At 44.2% G+C, this 17,547-nt stretch carries 14 protein-coding genes and 2 pseudogenes; 6 read left to right on the forward strand and 10 right to left on the reverse strand.

The window, feature by feature from the left end:
* The first annotated feature begins 5 nt into the window (after window positions 1-5).
* The 3 genes and pseudogenes from NL626_RS06670 to NL626_RS06680 all read left to right on the forward strand — a co-directional run bounded on the left by NL626_RS06670 (window position 6) and on the right by NL626_RS06680 (window position 3,387).
* The gene (locus tag NL626_RS06670; protein WP_253657141.1) at window positions 6-1,610 is read left to right on the forward strand and encodes a carboxyl transferase domain-containing protein; all 1,605 of its coding nucleotides are present in this window, start codon (window positions 6-8) and stop codon (window positions 1,608-1,610) included.
* 29 nt (window positions 1,611-1,639) lie between these two features.
* Complete coding sequence (locus tag NL626_RS06675) at window positions 1,640-2,479, forward strand: enoyl-CoA hydratase-related protein (protein WP_253657142.1); 840 nt, start codon at window positions 1,640-1,642, stop codon at window positions 2,477-2,479.
* A pseudogene (locus NL626_RS06680) lies at window positions 2,479-3,387 on the forward strand (hydroxymethylglutaryl-CoA lyase). The gene NL626_RS06675 and the pseudogene NL626_RS06680 overlap by 1 nt, the downstream one beginning before the upstream one ends.
* Before the next feature lie 46 nt (window positions 3,388-3,433).
* On the opposite strand, the gene NL626_RS06685 reads toward NL626_RS06680, so the two are convergent.
* From NL626_RS06685 to dctP, 5 genes are all read right to left on the reverse strand, one after another.
* A complete protein-coding gene (locus tag NL626_RS06685; RefSeq protein WP_005375761.1) occupies window positions 3,434-4,312 on the reverse strand; it encodes a DMT family transporter in 879 nt (292 codons plus the stop codon).
* 391 nt (window positions 4,313-4,703) lie between these two features.
* Complete coding sequence (locus NL626_RS06690) at window positions 4,704-6,017, reverse strand: methyl-accepting chemotaxis protein (protein ID WP_161441105.1); 1,314 nt, start codon at window positions 6,015-6,017, stop codon at window positions 4,704-4,706.
* Between the two features lie 703 nt (window positions 6,018-6,720).
* Window positions 6,721-7,995, reverse strand: a complete 1,275-nt coding sequence (locus NL626_RS06695) for a TRAP transporter large permease (protein ID WP_130545546.1) — start codon at window positions 7,993-7,995, stop codon at window positions 6,721-6,723.
* On the reverse strand, window positions 7,989-8,456 hold the full coding sequence (locus tag NL626_RS22980) for a TRAP transporter small permease (RefSeq protein WP_367618279.1): 468 nt from the start codon (window positions 8,454-8,456) through the stop codon (window positions 7,989-7,991). Before NL626_RS22980 ends, NL626_RS06695 begins: the two co-directional genes overlap by 7 nt.
* A 17-nt stretch (window positions 8,457-8,473) precedes the next feature.
* Window positions 8,474-9,451: a TRAP transporter substrate-binding protein DctP gene (dctP, locus tag NL626_RS06700; RefSeq protein ID WP_253657143.1), complete on the reverse strand. Its 978-nt coding sequence runs from the start codon at window positions 9,449-9,451 to the stop codon at window positions 8,474-8,476.
* A 329-nt stretch (window positions 9,452-9,780) separates the two neighbouring features.
* On the opposite strand from dctP, the gene hisD reads away from it, so the two are divergent.
* Both hisD and NL626_RS06710 read left to right on the forward strand, forming a co-directional pair.
* A complete protein-coding gene (gene hisD, locus NL626_RS06705) occupies window positions 9,781-11,073 on the forward strand; it encodes a histidinol dehydrogenase (protein ID WP_130545543.1) in 1,293 nt (430 codons plus the stop codon).
* 132 nt (window positions 11,074-11,205) lie between these two features.
* Window positions 11,206-12,228 carry a LacI family DNA-binding transcriptional regulator gene (locus NL626_RS06710; protein ID WP_130545542.1) on the forward strand — a complete coding sequence of 341 codons (1,023 nt, stop codon included), beginning with the start codon at window positions 11,206-11,208 and terminating at the stop codon, window positions 12,226-12,228.
* 122 nt (window positions 12,229-12,350) lie between these two features.
* On the opposite strand, the pseudogene NL626_RS06715 reads toward NL626_RS06710, so the two are convergent.
* From NL626_RS06715 to NL626_RS06730, 4 genes and pseudogenes are all read right to left on the reverse strand, one after another.
* A pseudogene (locus NL626_RS06715) lies at window positions 12,351-12,573 on the reverse strand (transposase); the annotation flags it as partial.
* A 176-nt stretch (window positions 12,574-12,749) separates the two neighbouring features.
* Entirely contained in the window at window positions 12,750-13,052 is a 303-nt protein-coding gene (locus NL626_RS06720; RefSeq protein WP_005375707.1) for a hypothetical protein, read from the reverse strand.
* A 205-nt stretch (window positions 13,053-13,257) separates the two neighbouring features.
* Window positions 13,258-14,196, reverse strand: a complete 939-nt coding sequence (locus tag NL626_RS06725; RefSeq protein ID WP_253657144.1) for an alpha/beta hydrolase — start codon at window positions 14,194-14,196, stop codon at window positions 13,258-13,260.
* Between the two features lie 60 nt (window positions 14,197-14,256).
* A complete protein-coding gene (locus tag NL626_RS06730) occupies window positions 14,257-15,183 on the reverse strand; it encodes an alpha/beta hydrolase (RefSeq protein WP_253657145.1) in 927 nt (308 codons plus the stop codon).
* Window positions 15,184-15,311: 128 nt separating this feature from the next.
* Here NL626_RS06730 and NL626_RS06735 point away from each other — a divergent pair, with 128 nt between their 5' ends.
* Window positions 15,312-16,241, forward strand: coding sequence for a LysR family transcriptional regulator (locus NL626_RS06735; RefSeq protein ID WP_253657146.1), 930 nt, complete (start codon window positions 15,312-15,314; stop codon window positions 16,239-16,241).
* A 69-nt stretch (window positions 16,242-16,310) separates the two neighbouring features.
* Here NL626_RS06735 and NL626_RS06740 read toward each other — a convergent pair whose 3' ends face one another.
* The gene (locus tag NL626_RS06740; protein ID WP_005386205.1) at window positions 16,311-17,504 is read right to left on the reverse strand and encodes an acetate/propionate family kinase; all 1,194 of its coding nucleotides are present in this window, start codon (window positions 17,502-17,504) and stop codon (window positions 16,311-16,313) included.
* Between the last annotated feature and the right edge of the window lie 43 nt (window positions 17,505-17,547).

A 17,547-nucleotide genomic window follows, 5' to 3' on the forward strand; every position in this document is an offset into this window, starting at 1 on the left:
TCATTATGGCCATTATCAAAAGTAAAACTAAGCCAACTGACGAGTTATTTCTTTCCAATAAAGCCGTGATGGAAACGTTGGTCACTCAACTTAATCAACACATCGAGACCATCAAACAGGGCGGCGGTGAAAAAGCCATTGAGCACCAGAGGCAAAAAGGAAAACTCCCCGCACGAGAACGCATCGCGCGCTTGCTTGATGACAACACTGACTTTCTTGAAATCAGCCAGTTTGCCGCCTGGCAAGTGTATGACGAAGCGATCCCCTGCGCTGGTGTTATCGCCGGCATTGGTATCATAGAGGGGATTCAATGCATGGTCATCGCCAACGATGCTTCGGTAAAAGGCGGAACCTACTACCCACTCACGGTAAAAAAACACCTTAGAGCGCAAGAGATTGCCCAACGTTGCCAACTCCCCTGCGTGTACTTGGTGGACTCCGGTGGCGCAAATCTCCCTCATCAGTCCGACGTCTTCCCCGACAAAGAACACTTTGGTCGCATTTTCTTTAACCAAGCGAGAATGTCGGCGAAAGGCATCCCCCAAGTTGCTGTTGTGATGGGGCTTTGCACTGCTGGGGGCGCGTACGTTCCTGCCATGGCGGATGTGTCCATTATGGTTAAAGAGCAAGGCACCATTTTTTTGGCGGGGCCACCTTTGGTGAAAGCGGCCACTGGCGAAGTCGTGACGGGTGAAGAGCTCGGCGGTGCAGACGTGCATTGTCGAAAATCTGGTGTCGCAGATTATTACGCTGAAAATGATGAACATGCCCTAATGCTTGCGAGAGAAGCCATTGCCAATGCCAATAGAACAAGACCTGTTAAGCCAGAAAACACCGTACTTCCTCCCCGCTACGACGCAGAAGAAATCTACGGAGTCGTGAATGCCAACTTACGACTGTCATTCGACGTTCGAGAAATTATTGCCCGCATCGTCGATGATTCTGATTTCGACGAATTCAAATCCTTGTACGGCAGAACGCTAGTGTGTGGCTTCGCTCGTATTCAAGGACACTTGATTGGTATTGTGGCAAACAACGGTATCTTGTTTTCTGAATCGGCACAAAAAGGCGCGCACTTTATTGAGCTGTGCGCCAAACGGAAAACACCGCTTCTTTTTCTCCAAAACATTACCGGCTTTATGGTCGGAAAAAAGGTTGAAGAAGAAGGCATCGCAAAACATGGCGCCAAGCTAGTGATGGCCGTCGCTTGTGCTGACGTGCCGAAGTTTACCGTGATCATCGGTGGATCGTACGGCGCTGGTAATTACGGCATGTGCGGCCGAGCGTATGATCCAACCATGATGTGGATGTGGCCGAACGCGCGTATTTCTGTGATGGGCGGAGAACAAGCAGCATGCGTTTTAACACAAGTTCGAAAAGACGCGAAGGAACGTCAGGGGGAAGCGTGGTCAGAGCAAGAAGAGCACATTTTTAGAGAATCGATCATAGACTTGTATGAAACACAAGGACATCCCTATTTTGCGAGTGCTCGGCTATGGGATGACGGAATTATTGACCCTAAAAAAACGCGTCAGGTGTTGAGTCAAGCGTTAATGGCAGCATTAAATGCCCCCATTCCTGATAGCGAGTTTGGCGTCTTCAGAATGTAAACATCCAAAGATGAATTAAGGAAGTTAGTATGCAGGAAATGCAACCAAGCATTATTCCCAACGCCCAAAGGCAAGATGATGTTCTTTGGCATGTCGATGATAATGGCGTAGCGACCATTACCCTAAACAGAACAGCTAAACACAATGCTTTTGACGCTTGTACGATCGACTTGCTGATCCACCGCCTAGATTATCTCGCTTTACGAACGGATGTGCGGTGCTTGGTATTAAGAAGTAACGGCAAGCACTTTTCATCCGGGGCCGATTTGAATTGGATGCAGTCGATGGCCGACAGCACGAGGCAAGATAACTTCGTTGATGCCCAAAACTTGGCAAGACTCATGGAAACATTAGATTCGTTCCCTCAACCCACCATCGCAGTTGTTCAAGGTTCCGCTTATGGTGGTGCTTTAGGGTTGATTTGTTGTAGTGATATCGCTATCGCAAGCCAAAGTGCCAACTTTTGCTTAAGTGAAGTTAAGCTTGGTTTAGTTCCAGCGACCATTGCGCCTTACGTCATGCGCGCGATGGGGAATAGACAAGCTAGACGCTATATCTTAAGTGGTGAAGTCATTTCAGCCGAAGATGCCGAACGGTTTGGTATTGTGCACGAAGTGAAAGAAGCCAAACAGCTTGAAAGTGCGGTCGGTAGCGTAATCCAGACGTTGCTACTTAATAGCCCAGATGCGATGCGTAAAGCGAAAACGCTCTGCCATCAATGTCATCAAAACCCCATCGATCAACAACTGATTCACTATACTAGCAAGCTCATTGCGGACATTAGAGTATCACCCCAAGGTCAAGATGGGCTGCAAGCGTTTCTTGAAAAACGTAGCCCAAGTTGGGTCACCAAGTCACAGGACAAGTAATGCTACCTTCCAAAGTAAAGATTGTCGAAGTAGGTCCACGAGATGGGTTGCAAAATGAATCTCCTGTTGCGACCCAGACTAAAATCCGGCTGATCAACTTACTCTCTGATACTGGGCTAACGCATATTGAGGCGGGCTCTTTTGTCTCACCCAAATAGGTGCCACAAATGGCGGACTCAACAGAGGTCATGAAAGCAATAACACGGCGAAATCATGTTACCTACTCTGCCCTGACACCAAACCTAAAAGGCTTAGAACAAGCGTTGGAGGCTGGTGTCAATCAGGTCGCGATTTTCACTTCATCCTCAGAAGGATTCTGCCAACACAATATCAATTGCTCGATTGCCGAAAGTTTAACTCGCTTCGAACCTGTAATGCGATTAGCCACCAAATACGGCATCCCTGTTCGTGGCTATCTATCCTGCGTTGCCGACTGCCCTTACGATGGCCCGACAGCCCCTAAACAAGTGGCGAGCGTGGTCAAATCACTCATCGATTTAGGGTGTTATGAGGTGTCTCTAGGCGACACAATCGGTACAGGCACGCCAAACCGTATCGCTGCTATGCTAGAAGCCGTCATGTTGGTTGCACCTCTTCCCCGGCTTGCTGTCCATTTCCACGACACATGGGGACAAGCTCTCACCAACATTTATCAGGCACTGAGCATTGGCATCAATACCATCGACAGTAGTGTAGCTGGGCTGGGTGGATGCCCATACGCTCATGGCGCATCAGGAAATGTCGCAACGGAGGATGTACTATATTTATGCCAAGGGTTAGGAATAGAAACGGGGATCGACTTAGAGCTACTGGCTAAAGCTGGCTGGATGATCAGCGAAGAGCTGGGTCGGCAGCCTACATCAAAAGTGTCATTAGCATTGCGTAACCGCGTATTATCACTTTCGTAGAAGGCCATCTGGCACCTCAAATTCTCCCAACCCAAGTTAATTTGCTCTACTTTCGAGTAGGGAAGCGAAACCGCCCGCCAGTACGATAAATAATTAGAGAAAATAAGATAAGCACACAACCTACTAGTTTATTTGCCGTTAGCACTTCGCCATACCACAGCACGCTCAGAATAACCGTCCAAACTGGTTCTAATATCATAATTAGAGCAGCGTTACCTGCCTGAACAAATTTTTGCCCCATGGTTTGCATTACGTAACGCAAGCTCGTCGCTAATAAGGTACTCAACGCAAACCACCACCAAATAGAGGAGTCCACCTCTGCCGGGAAAGATTCCATAAAAAATGAAACCAACAAACCTAAACAACCTGCTGAAAAAAGTTGCACGCAAGTAAGCAGCAGCACAGGTAGTTTTTGAGAGTATTTGCTGTTCACATTAAAATGAAGCGCCAAAACCAGTGCTGCACCAAGAAACCACAATTGACTGGCCGATTGTTTCCAGCCACCAACTAAAGAAAGACAAGCAAGACCTAATACAGCGATAGGCAAAGAAAGCCAGAAAATTCGTTGTGGTCGTTGACGAAACATAACCCATGCAACAATCGGCACAAACAGCATGGAAAGGCTCATGATAAATGCGCCTTCCCCAAGAGTATCACTGATAGAAATAGCGTAAATCCATGTCATAACGGCACTGCCTAACAGGAGCCCGACACCACCAGCAGAAAGCACATCTTTTAAGTTTGCTTTCAGCAAAGGTCGGTAACATAGAGGCAGTAAGCAGAGCGAAGCGATAGTAAATCGCGCCCCAATAAAGCCAAAAGGTGGTAAACCCTGTATTGTTTCCTTAGAGAATATCCAGCCAAGTGCAGCGATCATCGTCGTCGCAACCAGAATAACCGTCGCTTTGCGTTCTGAGTTAAACATAAGTACTCACAAAATATGGAACACACAATAGCGCAGCAAGAGAGTTTTACTGTGCTACTGTGTAAATTTGAAAGGGGTTTGTGTCGAGCGAAAAAGTGAAAGCCCGATCCTCTCCTGTATTGTTGTCACGCAGATTGAAGTTCTGCTTCTAGATACATTAAATGCAGGCAAAGTCTTAAGGCAAGCCTTTTCGCATACTAAATTACTTTGGCATTCTATACAGCAAGCAAACTGGCTAAAACCTGTACGGGGTGTCGAACTACCCCTCTTTCAAAACGCTTAACTTGACTGAGGCAGGAGTAGTATTGCGACTTCAGCGCTCCTCAATACAGGTTGAATAAGGCGAATTGCTTTTTACCCATCGCCCCTACAATGAAAACTTATTGATTAACTACAACGAGCGGTTAAATTGCTCCACGGCCTCTACAACACGGCTAGCGCCATCTTGTATTTCATTCATCACATTGCCTGCTTTTTCAGAGAGCTCTAGCGTATCTAGTGCTTCTTTTTGGCATTTAGCGATCAGCTTAACTGCGTTATCTGTTCGCTGTAGGTTTTCACTTACCATTGTGACAATTTCATCGGTGGTTGCATTGGTTCTTGTAGCAAGCTGTCTGACTTCATCAGCAACAACGGCAAAACCTCTACCATGCTCACCCGCACGAGCCGCTTCTATCGCCGCATTTAACGCCAATAAGTTAGTTTGGTCAGCGATACCACTGATGCTATTTACCAACTCGCTAATACGCGATGAGTGCGCTTTAAGCTCGTCAATCGCGGTGTTCGCTTGCTGCATTTGCTCGGAAAGTATCTGCATCTTTTCTAACGTTGAGCCTATAACCTCTTGCCCTTGCAGGGTTTGTGTTCCAGTTTCTTGGGAGATTTCGTTCGCCAATTGCGCAGCCTGGGCCATTTTCTGTTCCTGCATCACCTGTTGGGTAATATCTGTCGCGAACTTAACGACCTTGTAGAGCTCTCCTCTGTCGTTATGGATAGGGTTATATGAAGCCTCTAGCCACACCTCTTCACCATAACGGTTAACTCGTTTGAATCGCTCTGATGAAAATTGCCCTTTTGCTAAACGTTGCCAAAACTCACGGTAAGCTTGAGAGCTCGACTCTTCCTGATCACAAAACATGCGATGATGCTTCCCTAGAATCTGATCAAGCGTATAACCCATTGTGTTTAGGAAATTATCGTTGGCTTTTAAAACATGGCCATCTAATGTGAACTCAATCACCGCCATAGAACGACTTAATGCATTTAGCATGTCCTCTTGCTCACGGGATGATTTGATCGTTCGCGTAAGTTCAGAAGCAAAAACAAAAAAGCTTTCTACTTCTCTGCGCTCATTTAAAACAGGCTGGATAATCGTTCTTAACCAGGCTTCCTCACCATTACCTTTCTGTACTTGCAATGCCCCATTCCAGAACACTTTATCTTGGACGGCTTTCTTCATTCGATGAAAGTGGTCTGTATTGCGCGAATTTGACGGTACCAATTCAGTAATTGATTTCGTTAAGATCTCATCATCATGTAAGAAAAGTTCTTGCTGTAGTTTGGTATTTGCAGAAGTAATGAGGCCTTTACTATCCAATGTTAAGCGGATCATCTCTTCATCTAAACTGGTTTGGATTTGCTGCAGGATTTGCAACTCCTGCTTTAATCGTTGATTTTCTTGTTGAAGCGACTTATTAAAAAACATGACTTTCTCTCATTTGACCGACCTTCGGACTAGTCAAAGGTTTATTATTTGTATACCGAATAAACTGCAAGCGGCAAAATCATTTGGTTGCATATTCAAACGCGATTTCTATTTCTCATCAAAGGACCCCGCTGGGAATACGGCGATTTTTTCTCCAGTGTAACCTAGCGCAGTATACTGAAATTTCTTCAGCGCCCAAGCTGTTTATATATTTATCAATATTAAAGCTCTTTATCGCCAGTTTGAGGTTTGTATTTGTGGATATACTTATATGGAGAAGTGTTGTGTTCAGATCAATAAGCCTTTTCATTAAAAAAAGGACCTTGACTTAATTCCAATAGTTTTTGCCGTTTTATCGCTTTTCCACCCGACTTTTGAGCGATTACCAACTCCTTATTCGCTTGCATTTCTATTAATAGCGCACGGAGCAACCAATAACAGCACACCGACCAACAAGCTTTTGGACATAAACGCGTTAGCATAGTCCCTCTAAAACGCTTATGTCAGATTAGAAAAAGTATCTTGAATCACCCAAGGAGAACCATCGAGGTAAGGTCATCACCAGAAAAGATCGCACAATCTACTTATATGGAGGCACCGGGTTTGTTCAACAATAGGATTAAGCGCTGGCTTCGCAGCGCTTAATCCTTGTTTGCTTACTTTTACTTCTGAACCTCCAACCCGTTGCTAGGTGTCAGTCAAACTACCCAAATAGGTATTTTGGCAGAGCTAACGTCAAAGATGGAAAAACATTCACCAGCACCAACACAATCAGCAATGGTGGAATGAAGAATGCCGTGTACTTGGCCACATCCGTGACGCTGGTGTTAGATACACCACTGAGTACGTACAACACCGTTCCAAATGGTGGCGTAAGTGTGCCTATAATCAGGTTAAGAACGATGATAATTCCTAACTGCACTGGATCCATACCAAAGCCTAACACCATGATTGGATAGATAATTGGTACTAACAGGTTGATTGCTGCTACGGTTTCCAAGAACAAGCCAACCGTCAATAACAATAAGTTTAAAAAGAGAAGTACCATCCAAAAAGAGTCTACACCGCCCAATACAAATTCTGACATGGTTTGAGGTATCTGCTTAGTGGTCAGTATCCAAGCAAACAGGGTAGCTGACGCAATGATCATTAGTACCTGGCCTGATGTTTTCGTAGAAACTACAATGCACTCAACAAAGGACTTAAACGAAAACTCGCCGTAGAAAATTGTTAAACACAAGGCATACAGACAAGCGATCGCAGCGGACTCTGTTGGACTGAAGGCTCCGGTAAATATCCCGCCGAGAATAATGAATGGTGTCATCAATGATGGGAACGCCCTTCTTAAGGCTTGCCAAATTTCACTCCTACTTGCCTTCCTTTCATTCGGACACTTCAAGCTATCAGAAAATACATAGATCATAACCATCAACGACAAAGCCATCATAAGCCCAGGCACAACACCTGCGGCAAATAACTTCTCAATTGATTGTGACGCAACGATCGCATAGATGATTATGGACATGCTAGGAGGAATTATAGGACCAATGATTGATGAAGCAGCAGTGACCCCAATACTCACCTTTTCACCGTAGCCGCTTGACCGCATTGCCTTAATCGTAGTTGCGCCAAGACCTCCCGCATCTGCAACGGCGGCTCCAGACATACCAGAGAATATAACGCTAGAGAATACATTCACATGAGCCAGACCACCTTTAATATGGCGCACACAAACAGAGGCAAACTCAAAGATCCGTGCGGTAATACCGCCAGTATTCATTAGATTTCCAGCTAAGATAAAAAAAGGTATGGCGATAAATGTAAATGAATTTACCCCTGAAACCATGCGTTGCAGCGCGGTGGTTTCCGATAACATTGGATCAGTAAGTACAATGGCCAAACTTGCGAAAGTAACACTGAACGCAACCGGCACCCCCAAAACAACTAAGACCAATAAGGTAATGAACCCAATCAACATGCGTCTTTTTCCTTATATAAGTTAATCAATGAAGTAACAACAATGAGCGCACCGGTGATCGGAATTACGGAATAGAGATATGATTGGCTTACTTCCAGTGATGGACTTGAAAAAAATCTCATTTTGTAAGCAAATTCATAACCATAGTAGGAGAGAAAGACTCCGACACAGATAGTCGACAGGTATCGGATTGCATTTAGCGCTAGATAGACTCTGCGATTCCCTCCCCTTAGAACCCTCCTCCACACGTTATCGATGGCGATGTGCTGCCCACGAAGGAAGAGTGATACTCCTGTTATGAAGGTCACCCAAACAAGGAGGTATCGACAGAGTTCAATTGCCCACTCGAATGAAACTTGAAAGACCTCTCTTGCCACAATATTCACTGACATAACCAAAAACAAGATCAGGAACAAGAACGCACAAAAGTACTCATCAAATCTATTTAGCAAATGCATCATTTACCCTCGCAGGCCAATTAAAGTTGCTGGATTATCGTGTACAAATCACCGTACTTCTTCCAATATCCTGCGTAGTCATCAGACATTGATTTTGTCTTTGCCTGAAACGCTTCACGGTCTGTTTGCGTAACTTTGACACCCTTACTCTTCATGAATGTTAAAGCCTCGTTATCTGCTTTAACGACTTTGTTTGCTGTGTCTTGTGCTGAGCGCTCGAATTCATCTAGTACAACTTGACGGTCATCCGCGCTTAACGCTGCTAGCGACGCGTCGTTAACTGCAAAGTGCACGGCAGTAATAACATGTCCAGTAAGACTCAACTCGTTACCCACTTCATAGAACTTCATTGTCTGAATTGATCCTAGAGGGTTTTCTAGGCCATCGACCATGTTTTGACGCATAGCAAGATACGCCTCTGTGTATGGTACCGGTGTTGGTTTGCTCCCCATCGCTTTCGCATAAGCAACAGTGATAGATTGCTCTGGCACTCGAAGTTTAAAAGAGTTCATGTCTTCAGGATACGTCACTGGTTTGCTGCCAATTACGTGTCGTACGCCCCATGAACTCGAACCTAGCAAGTGAACATTGAACTGATCCTTAAAGTCATCGAACATCTGTTGGGCAATATCACTTGCGAAGAAGCGCATTAGGTGATCGGTATCTTTGAAGATATATGGCATTTCAGTTATCACCATGGGCTTAAATACATTTCCCAACTGACCTGAGCTGATTTCAGCGATGTCAACACCACCAGTAATTACTTGCTCGAGCAATTCCTGCTCTGAACCCAACGTACCATTCGAGAAGATCTCAATTTTCACACGGTCATCAGTTTTACTGGCAATTCTATCGGCTATCTCTACCGCGCTGTCATGCCATGGATGCGATGAATCATAGATATGACCTAACTTAAGAACTGTCTGAGCAGTACTTGTGAATGGAACAGCTAACAAGAGCGTTAACCCTATTGATTTCAGTCGTTTGAAATGACGCATACCCTTCTCCTTGTAATATTTCTTTTACTCCCCAACTTCGCATCACAACTTTTTCACTCATGACAACGAAACTAAAGATCACTCTACTGAATACCTATTCAGAAGAGTCGATAAGTTAGTAAATAAAAAGAAAAACAACTGTGATCGCCTTCAAACAACAATTAATTAACATTATAGCAACCAATTTTGCACGAATGGATCACATTTCTGAGGGTGAACGGTATCCTTTCTACTCCTTAATCGGTTATCTATTGAATACGTATACAGCGCATTAATCTTAAATATTGCGCTCAGGTTAGGTACATAACAAGGTGAATAGGTAGAACAGTATGATCAATTACTTAAAGAACGGTATTGACGTTGAAGTAGCGAAAAACAATGACGAAAGTGTACGCACAACGGTGGAAAATATTCTTTCACGAATAGAAAGTGAGGGTGACACTGTCATAAAAGAGCTCTCAGAGAAGTTTGATAACTGGAGCCCAGAGCAATTTCGATTGACTGATGAGCAAATCAAAGCGTGTGTCGATGCCCTGACAGAACAAGAAAAAGAAGATATCGAGTTTGCTCAGGCACAAGTTCGTCGTTTTGCCGAAATCCAAAGAAACTCTCTTAAAGACGTAGAAGAAGAAACCTTGCCTGGCGTGTTTCTTGGGCACAAACACATTCCTGTAAACAGCGCCGGTTGCTATATTCCAGGTGGAAAATATCCACTTGTCGCTTCAGCACACATGAGTGTACTGACGGCTAAAGTAGCTGGCGTACAACGTGTAATCGCATGTGCTCCTCCTTTTAACGGGAAGCCGAACACGTACGTCGTAGCGGCAATGGCAATGGCGGGAGCAGATGAAATATATTGCATGGGCGGAGTACAAGCTGTGGGTGCAATGGCCATTGGTACGGAAACCATTGCTCCAGTTGATATTATTGTAGGTCCGGGCAACGCTTTTGTCGCAGAAGCCAAGAGACAACTCTTTGGTCGTGTTGGAATTGATCTGTTTGCCGGTCCAACAGAGACAGTAGTCATTGCTGATGAGATTGGATGCGATCCTGAACTCGCTGCTGCAGATTTACTTGGCCAAGCAGAACACGGCTACAATTCCCCGTCAATTTTATTAACAAACTCGCAGGAGTTTGCAGAAGAAACCATCCAAGAAATCGAAAGGCAACTCAAAGTCCTTCCTACAGCTGAAATTGCGTCAAAGGCATGGGCTGATTATGGGCAGGTTATAGTCTGCGATACATATGAAGAGATGGTACAAGTTGCGGATGAACTGGCTTTCGAGCATGTTCAGGTAATGACGAAAGATCCAAAGTATTTCCTCGATAACATGACGAACTTTGGTGCCCTATTCCTAGGCAAAGAAACCAACGTGTCATACGGTGATAAGGTCATTGGTACTAACCACACACTGCCTACAAACAAGGCAGCTCGATATACAGGCGGGTTGTGGGTCGGTAAGTTCATCAAAACGTGCACATACCAACGTGTAAGTGAAGCAGCCTCACTCAAAGTTGGCGAGTATTGCTCGCGCCTTTGTGCTCTAGAAGGTTTTGCGGGGCATAAAGAGCAAGCGGACATTCGAGTTCGCCGATACAAAGCGACTGAAGAGCAGGTGTAAGCTCCACATAGGTTCACCTTCATTAAGTGACATGTATAAACAGTGAAGACTTAGTTCAATACTGAGTTACCAAATAAGAACGTTGCGCATTGTTGTCGTCTATGCGCAACGCTTATACTATCGTGGAGCTAATTGAAAAATAGAAAATCGATGATGGAAAGAAACAGAAAAGCTAACTCCAAGGATGTCGCAAAGCTAGCAGGAGTCTCTCAGGCATCGGTATCCCGAGCTTTTACACCAGGGAGCCAAATATCAAAGGCTAATAAAGAAAAAATACTCGAGGCTGCCAAACAACTTAACTATGTACCAAATGCGATGGCCAGAGCGTTAATTTCAAGTCATTCAAACTGCATTGCTATAGTTCAGCCAGTATCCAAGAACCCTTACTTTTACGCCAAAGTACTACAGAAGTTGCTTGAACTCTTGCAAGCAGAAAACCAACGTGTTGTTCTTTTTAGCCAAGACGATAAAAATGTTGACGACATTCTACCTCTGATAGATCAATACCAAGTAGACGGTGTCATTATGGCCAGTGCTACGGTAGATGCAAAACTCATTAATCAATATGCTAATCGCGGCATCGAGTTTAGTTTCATTAATCGTTCAGTACCTAATGTCTATGCCAGCTCTGTTTGCACTGATAATTATCAATCCACAAAAGACCTGATCACTTACCTAGATTCAAAAGGACACAAACGATTTGCATGTATTGCAGGTAATAAAAATGCATCAACAACGATCAGCCGAGTCGAAGGTTATCTCTCACGTATCGAAGAACTAGAGCTTGAGAACATAGGCGTATTGTATGATGACTTTTCTGTAGATTCAGGTTACCACAGCCTGTTATCTCTACTCGAAAATTCCGACAAAAGACCAGACGTTGTGATGTGCGGGAATGACGAAGTGGCGATTGGTGTAATTAATGCAATCAAGGAGCACACTGAACTCAACATCCCCGACGATATTGCAGTGACTGGGTTTGATGATATCGAGGCCGCCAAATGGTTTCCATACAGTCTCACTACCATCGAGCAGCCCATAAATCAGCTTTGTGAAGTCACCGTGTCAGATCTTCTAGAAAGAATTCGTTCCCCAGACAAACAACCCATCAATATGTCGATAAAAGGGGCGCTTATCAAAAGAAAATCTGCGTGATTGGATTTTCCGACGCTCAAAAAAAACCACCGGCATAGCAGGTGGTTTTTCATATGCGCCTGCAAGGCTTTCTTGCTAGCCGCTCCCTAACAGGCGCTCAGTGATCTGACATTTGTATATGACTATCGCTTGCGGCCCTTAAGCGGGCCACCTAGATATGGGTTCGACAACTGGTCTCCCATTTTATCCAGCTCTAGTTGGTGCATAATGTAGCCTTGGATCTTGCTGGTGTTTTTGCCCACCGCATCAACATAGTACCCTCGACACCAAAACTACCGATTTCTATATTTGAACTTCAAGTCCCCCAAACTGATCACAAAGCATCAAGCTACTTTTTCCTTTTAGCGATTAGTTTTAGTAGGTCAAATAGCTATCCAGTAAAATGAGTCGCACTGCACTCTAAACAAGGATTGGGGCAAAGATAAGTTTGGCAGAGAAAGCCCAAGCTTAGTCTTCAGGCTTTATATAAAAACTCTTTGGATACCTAAAACAACCCTAACTCACTTCAATTGCTGCCCGCGCTAATGCTTTTGTTTTGTATCGTAACTGATTTGCTTACTGACGTTCTTTAGTTGCACTCCTACCTTATTAAATGCCTTTTGAATAGTTGTGGAAACATGCTGGCGGCCCTCTCCTTCAAAAAAGTTAGCTCGATCTTGCTTCGTTTCGAATACGCAGACTATTTCTAAACTTTGTGGAAAAGAAGAGAATTTGACGGTATGAGTCACCCAAAGAAAGCCATCGTAGCCTTTTAGCGTATCTTCACAAACTTCGGTCAACACTTCTCTAATTAGATTCTCGACCTTCTTATCTGATTTGCGCATAAATTAAACTTCATTCCTATCTAACGCCTTTAATTAGGTTTCAGTGTACATTGTCTTAAACAGTATTTGGCAGTGGTATTTAGTCAATAGCCTGTAGATGAGGTTATTCGCACGAAGATTTACCGACCTACTCGCTTCGAACTACATCTTACGCTGTTAAAAATAAGCGCTTTGCAACTCTACAAAACGCTTCTAACTTATTAGATTATTTTAAGTGTGTTTCAAGGAATGCAGAAACCTTGTCCATTGCAATGCCGACTGCTTCTGGATGGTCATACAGTTCATAGTGAGACCAATTTTCCAAATTAACCAGCTGTCGGTCTTTTGATTGAACAGAGCGGCCATAAATTTCCTGCCCATCACGATAAGCACCAAACGCCCCGACTTTTTGCCCTACCACGGCCATAACAGGCTGAGTCAATAACGTTTCGGCAAATGCAAAGGCATCCCAGCTCAGTGTTTTCTGTGCATGTGAAAACAGCATACGAGTTGCACCACCTTCGGTTTGTCCACGTGATGTTTTGTAGTATTCAGTAGCTTCGAACACGTCTCGTTCTGTTAATCCATTTTCTTTTGCAAATTCAATATTTGGAGGAAGAAGTTCATCGATTTTCAGCTCTGAGCCGCGAGCTTCGGCTGTTCTCTGTGCAGCCATAGCCTCAAGATTGGCGATAGGGTCGTACATACTAAAGCCTTCACGGAACAAGCGGCCTAAGTTAACAGGCGCAATACCTACGACAGCTTTCAAGCGCTTTTCGGTTAGGGCTGAATTGATCATGTAACCACCACCGCCGCAGATACCGAGTCCACCAATTCTATTCTCATCGACATATGGTAAAGTTACTGCATAGTCGATAACGCGACTGATATCTTCAACACGTTGACTTGGGTCTTCTACGTAGCGAGGCAATCCTCCCGATTCTCCTTGGAAGCTCGCGTCAAATGCGATCACGACGTAACCTAACTCAGCAAGGGCTTTACCATAGACAGCGCTGGATGTTTGTTCTTTACAACTACCAAAAGGATGAACACTTATCATTGTTGGGTAGCGTTTCGATTCATTGAAGCCTTCTGGGAATAAAATTAATGCAGACATATCCCAAGACATATCAGCATTTCTAAAAGTGATTTTTTGCATATTCATAATCAATACCTTAAGAGTAAAAAGCCTTGAGAGCAGAAAGGCTCGAAGCAATTGAGCCTTTCATCGGGAATATTGAAGAGTGCGTTGGAAGAAAGATGCGAGTTGGGATACTGCGTCATCGACGTATTCGGCAACATCATAAAGCGACATATGGTTTGCACCATCAATGACATACAAGGTTTTATCTGAACTCGCTGCACGTTCTATCAGGTCATCACTCATCCATTTGCTGCCTGCGTCACTACCAACGACAGCAAGAATTGGCTGAGTTAGGAATGCTTCCGCTTTGTGGTACGCATCGTAAGTAATGATCTGGTTTAAGTTACGAGTTAGAGCAAAACCCGGCGCATTTGGATGTTCACAACGTGGTGTGTGGTAATACTCCCAAGCTTCGCGTAGCTCTGCATTTGAGGCATCTTCTTCACGCATCGGAGCTAGAGGAATAGTCGCGAATTCTGTACCATTCGTGTCGGTTGTGCGAGCATTCGAACCAAATTCTAAGTAACCAACAGCGTCAGCATCGTTAACCGAATTATCCCAACCATTACGGAACATTTGGCCAATGTTTACGGCACTAACCATACCCAGTGCTTTGATTCGACGATCATTGATCGCTGCATTTGCACTATAGCCCGCACCAGCACAAATCCCCATTGCGCCAATTTTATCGTTATCGACGTACTCTAACGTTGTCAGATAGTCGACGACTGCGCTCACGTCTTCAGTACTCGTGTAAGGGTTTTCCATTTGGCGAGGCTCACCTGTACTTTCACCTTGATACGAACGGTCAAACGCAATGGCAATTATGCCGCTTTTTGCAAGTTTACTCGCATATAGGCCTGCGGTTTGCTCTTTTACGCCACCACCTGGGTGTGAAACAACAACTGCAGCATATTGTTTACTTGCATCAAAATCTGTAGGGAAGTTGATAACCGCTGAAATCTCAATACCTTGACCATTGAGATTTTTGAAAGTGACTTTAGACATAGCGACATTCTCCATTAGAGGTTAACTGTTCATCTCAGGCTGACCTGAGCTTCGAGGTAATATTAGTCAACACACTGTTTCGGATAAATATCGTTTTATCTACATGACTGTTTAGTTATACTTAACAAATGAGAATAGAACCTTCTTTAATTTCATCACTGACGTGGTTTGCACATATTGCTCGCCATCGCAGTTTCACTAAAGCAGCCTTAGAAATGGGGGTAACCCGTGCTGCCTTATCACAACACCTAAAAGCGTTAGAACAACAGCTACAAGTTCGGTTAATTAATCGAACCACCAGAAGTATGTCGCTGACAGAAGAAGGCCAACGTCTGCTTGATATTTTGCAACCTTCATTGATGAACATTGAGCAGGTCGTTAACGAATTGAACGACTCTCATCTTGAGCCTTCGGGATTAATCCGTATCAGTGTATCAAGAACCGCTGCTCGGCTGCTTATTGAGCCCTATCTAGATGAGTTCCTCTCTCGTTATCCTAAAATACGCCTAGAGCTAATCATGGATGATGGCTTTTCTAACATCGTCGCAGAAGGCGTTGACGCTGGCATTCGCTTAGGATTAAGCTTAGATGAACATATGGTTGCGGTCCCTATTACTCCGCCGTTAACAACGGCAATAGTGGGCTCTCCTGAATACTTTAGGCAAAATGGACTACCTCAAACTCCTGAGGATTTAGAAGGTCACAATTGCCTTGCTTATCGTTTTACCTCTAGCGGAACAATTGATCATTGGTCCCTAACCTCTCCAGATGTTGCAAAGCGCACCCTAGTTTTCGAGCCTAAAGGCAATGCTATTTTTAATGATGACTATAGTATGTTACAAGCTGCAATACAGGGTGTGGGTTTAGTGAAGCATATTGATTTATGGGTGGAAAAGCACATAAATGAGGGAAGATTGACCCGAGTTCTGACACCTTGGTGCAAAGAGTTTCCAGGGTTTTATTTATATATACCTTCACGAGAGCATATGCCGAAAAAAATCCGCGTCTTGATGGATTTTTTAATCGAAAAGCGCGAAGCTCTGAAACCCAAAGAGTAATTGCCAAATTGCTTTAAATAAAAAAAGCGAGCACGAGGCTCGCTTTTAACTTTCTGTTTTCGTTATATATTACAATAGCTCAACCGATTGTTTGGCTATCACAAATTCCTCGTTAGTAGGAATAACAAGAGCTTTGGCACCTAACAACTCAGATGTTGCAATAACACCTGCGTTACCAAATCTTGCATCTTCGTTACCTTTCTCATCTTCAACAAAACCTAACAGTTTTAGGTTTTTCAAGATTTCACGACGAATTGGTAGTGAGTTTTCACCAATACCACCAGTGAAGATGATGCCGTCTAATGAATCCAGAGCCGCGAGGTAGGATGTAATGTATTTCGCAACGCGGTAAGTGAAGATCTCAAATGCCAACTTCGCACGTGAATTCCCCGCTTCCATTGCTTCTAGTACGCCACGAGCATCACTTGTCACACCAGATACACCTAAGAAACCTGACTTCTTGTTCATCATCTCGAACACTTCGTCTTTTTCCCAGCCTTTACGGAAAAGGAACTCGATAACACTTGGGTCGAGGTCACCACAGCGAGTGCCCATCATTAGGCCAGCTAACGGCGTCAAACCCATACTTGTATCAACACATTCGCCATTTTTAACCGCACTCACTGATGCACCGTTACCTAAGTGCACAGTGATAAAGCTGCTTTCTTCAACCGGCTTATCTAGCATTTTCGCTGCTTCACGGCTTACGTAGTAGTGGCTTGTGCCGTGAGCACCGTAACGACGCACTTTATGCTCTTCGTAAAGCTCGTAAGGAAGTGCGTACATAAAGGCTTTGGCTGGCATTGTTTGGTGGAAAGCAGTGTCAAATACAGCAAATTGAGGCAGTGAAGGGAACGCCGCCATTGCCGCTCTCATGCCTTCAGCGTTCGCTTTGTTATGAAGTGGTGCAAGTTCAGCAAGGCGCTCTACTTCTTGAATAACTGTTTCATCAACTTTCACAGTTCCTTTAAAGGTTTCACCGCCTGCGACAATGCGATGGCCTACAGCGACAAATTTTGAGCTCAAACCTAGAGTTTCGAGTAGTTTTACCACTCGCTCAACAGCGTACTGATGATGGTTACCGCCAGCTGGAATTGCTTCAACGGTTTTTTCTCCCTGATATTTCCAACTGATTTCAGCTTCAGGTAGGCCAAAACACTCACCAATACCTGATACCAAAGCTTCACCGGTTTCAGAATCAATAACAGCAAATTTTAATGAAGAGCTACCAGAGTTGATCACCAGTACAAACGAATTAGACATGAAATAGTTATCCTGTTGTAGAGCAGAGGTTGTAATAGCGCTT

Origin of the sequence: Vibrio sp. Y58_MX_L22 (assembly GCF_024181865.1) — a bacterium.
Lineage (GTDB): Bacteria > Pseudomonadota > Gammaproteobacteria > Enterobacterales > Vibrionaceae > Vibrio > Vibrio alginolyticus.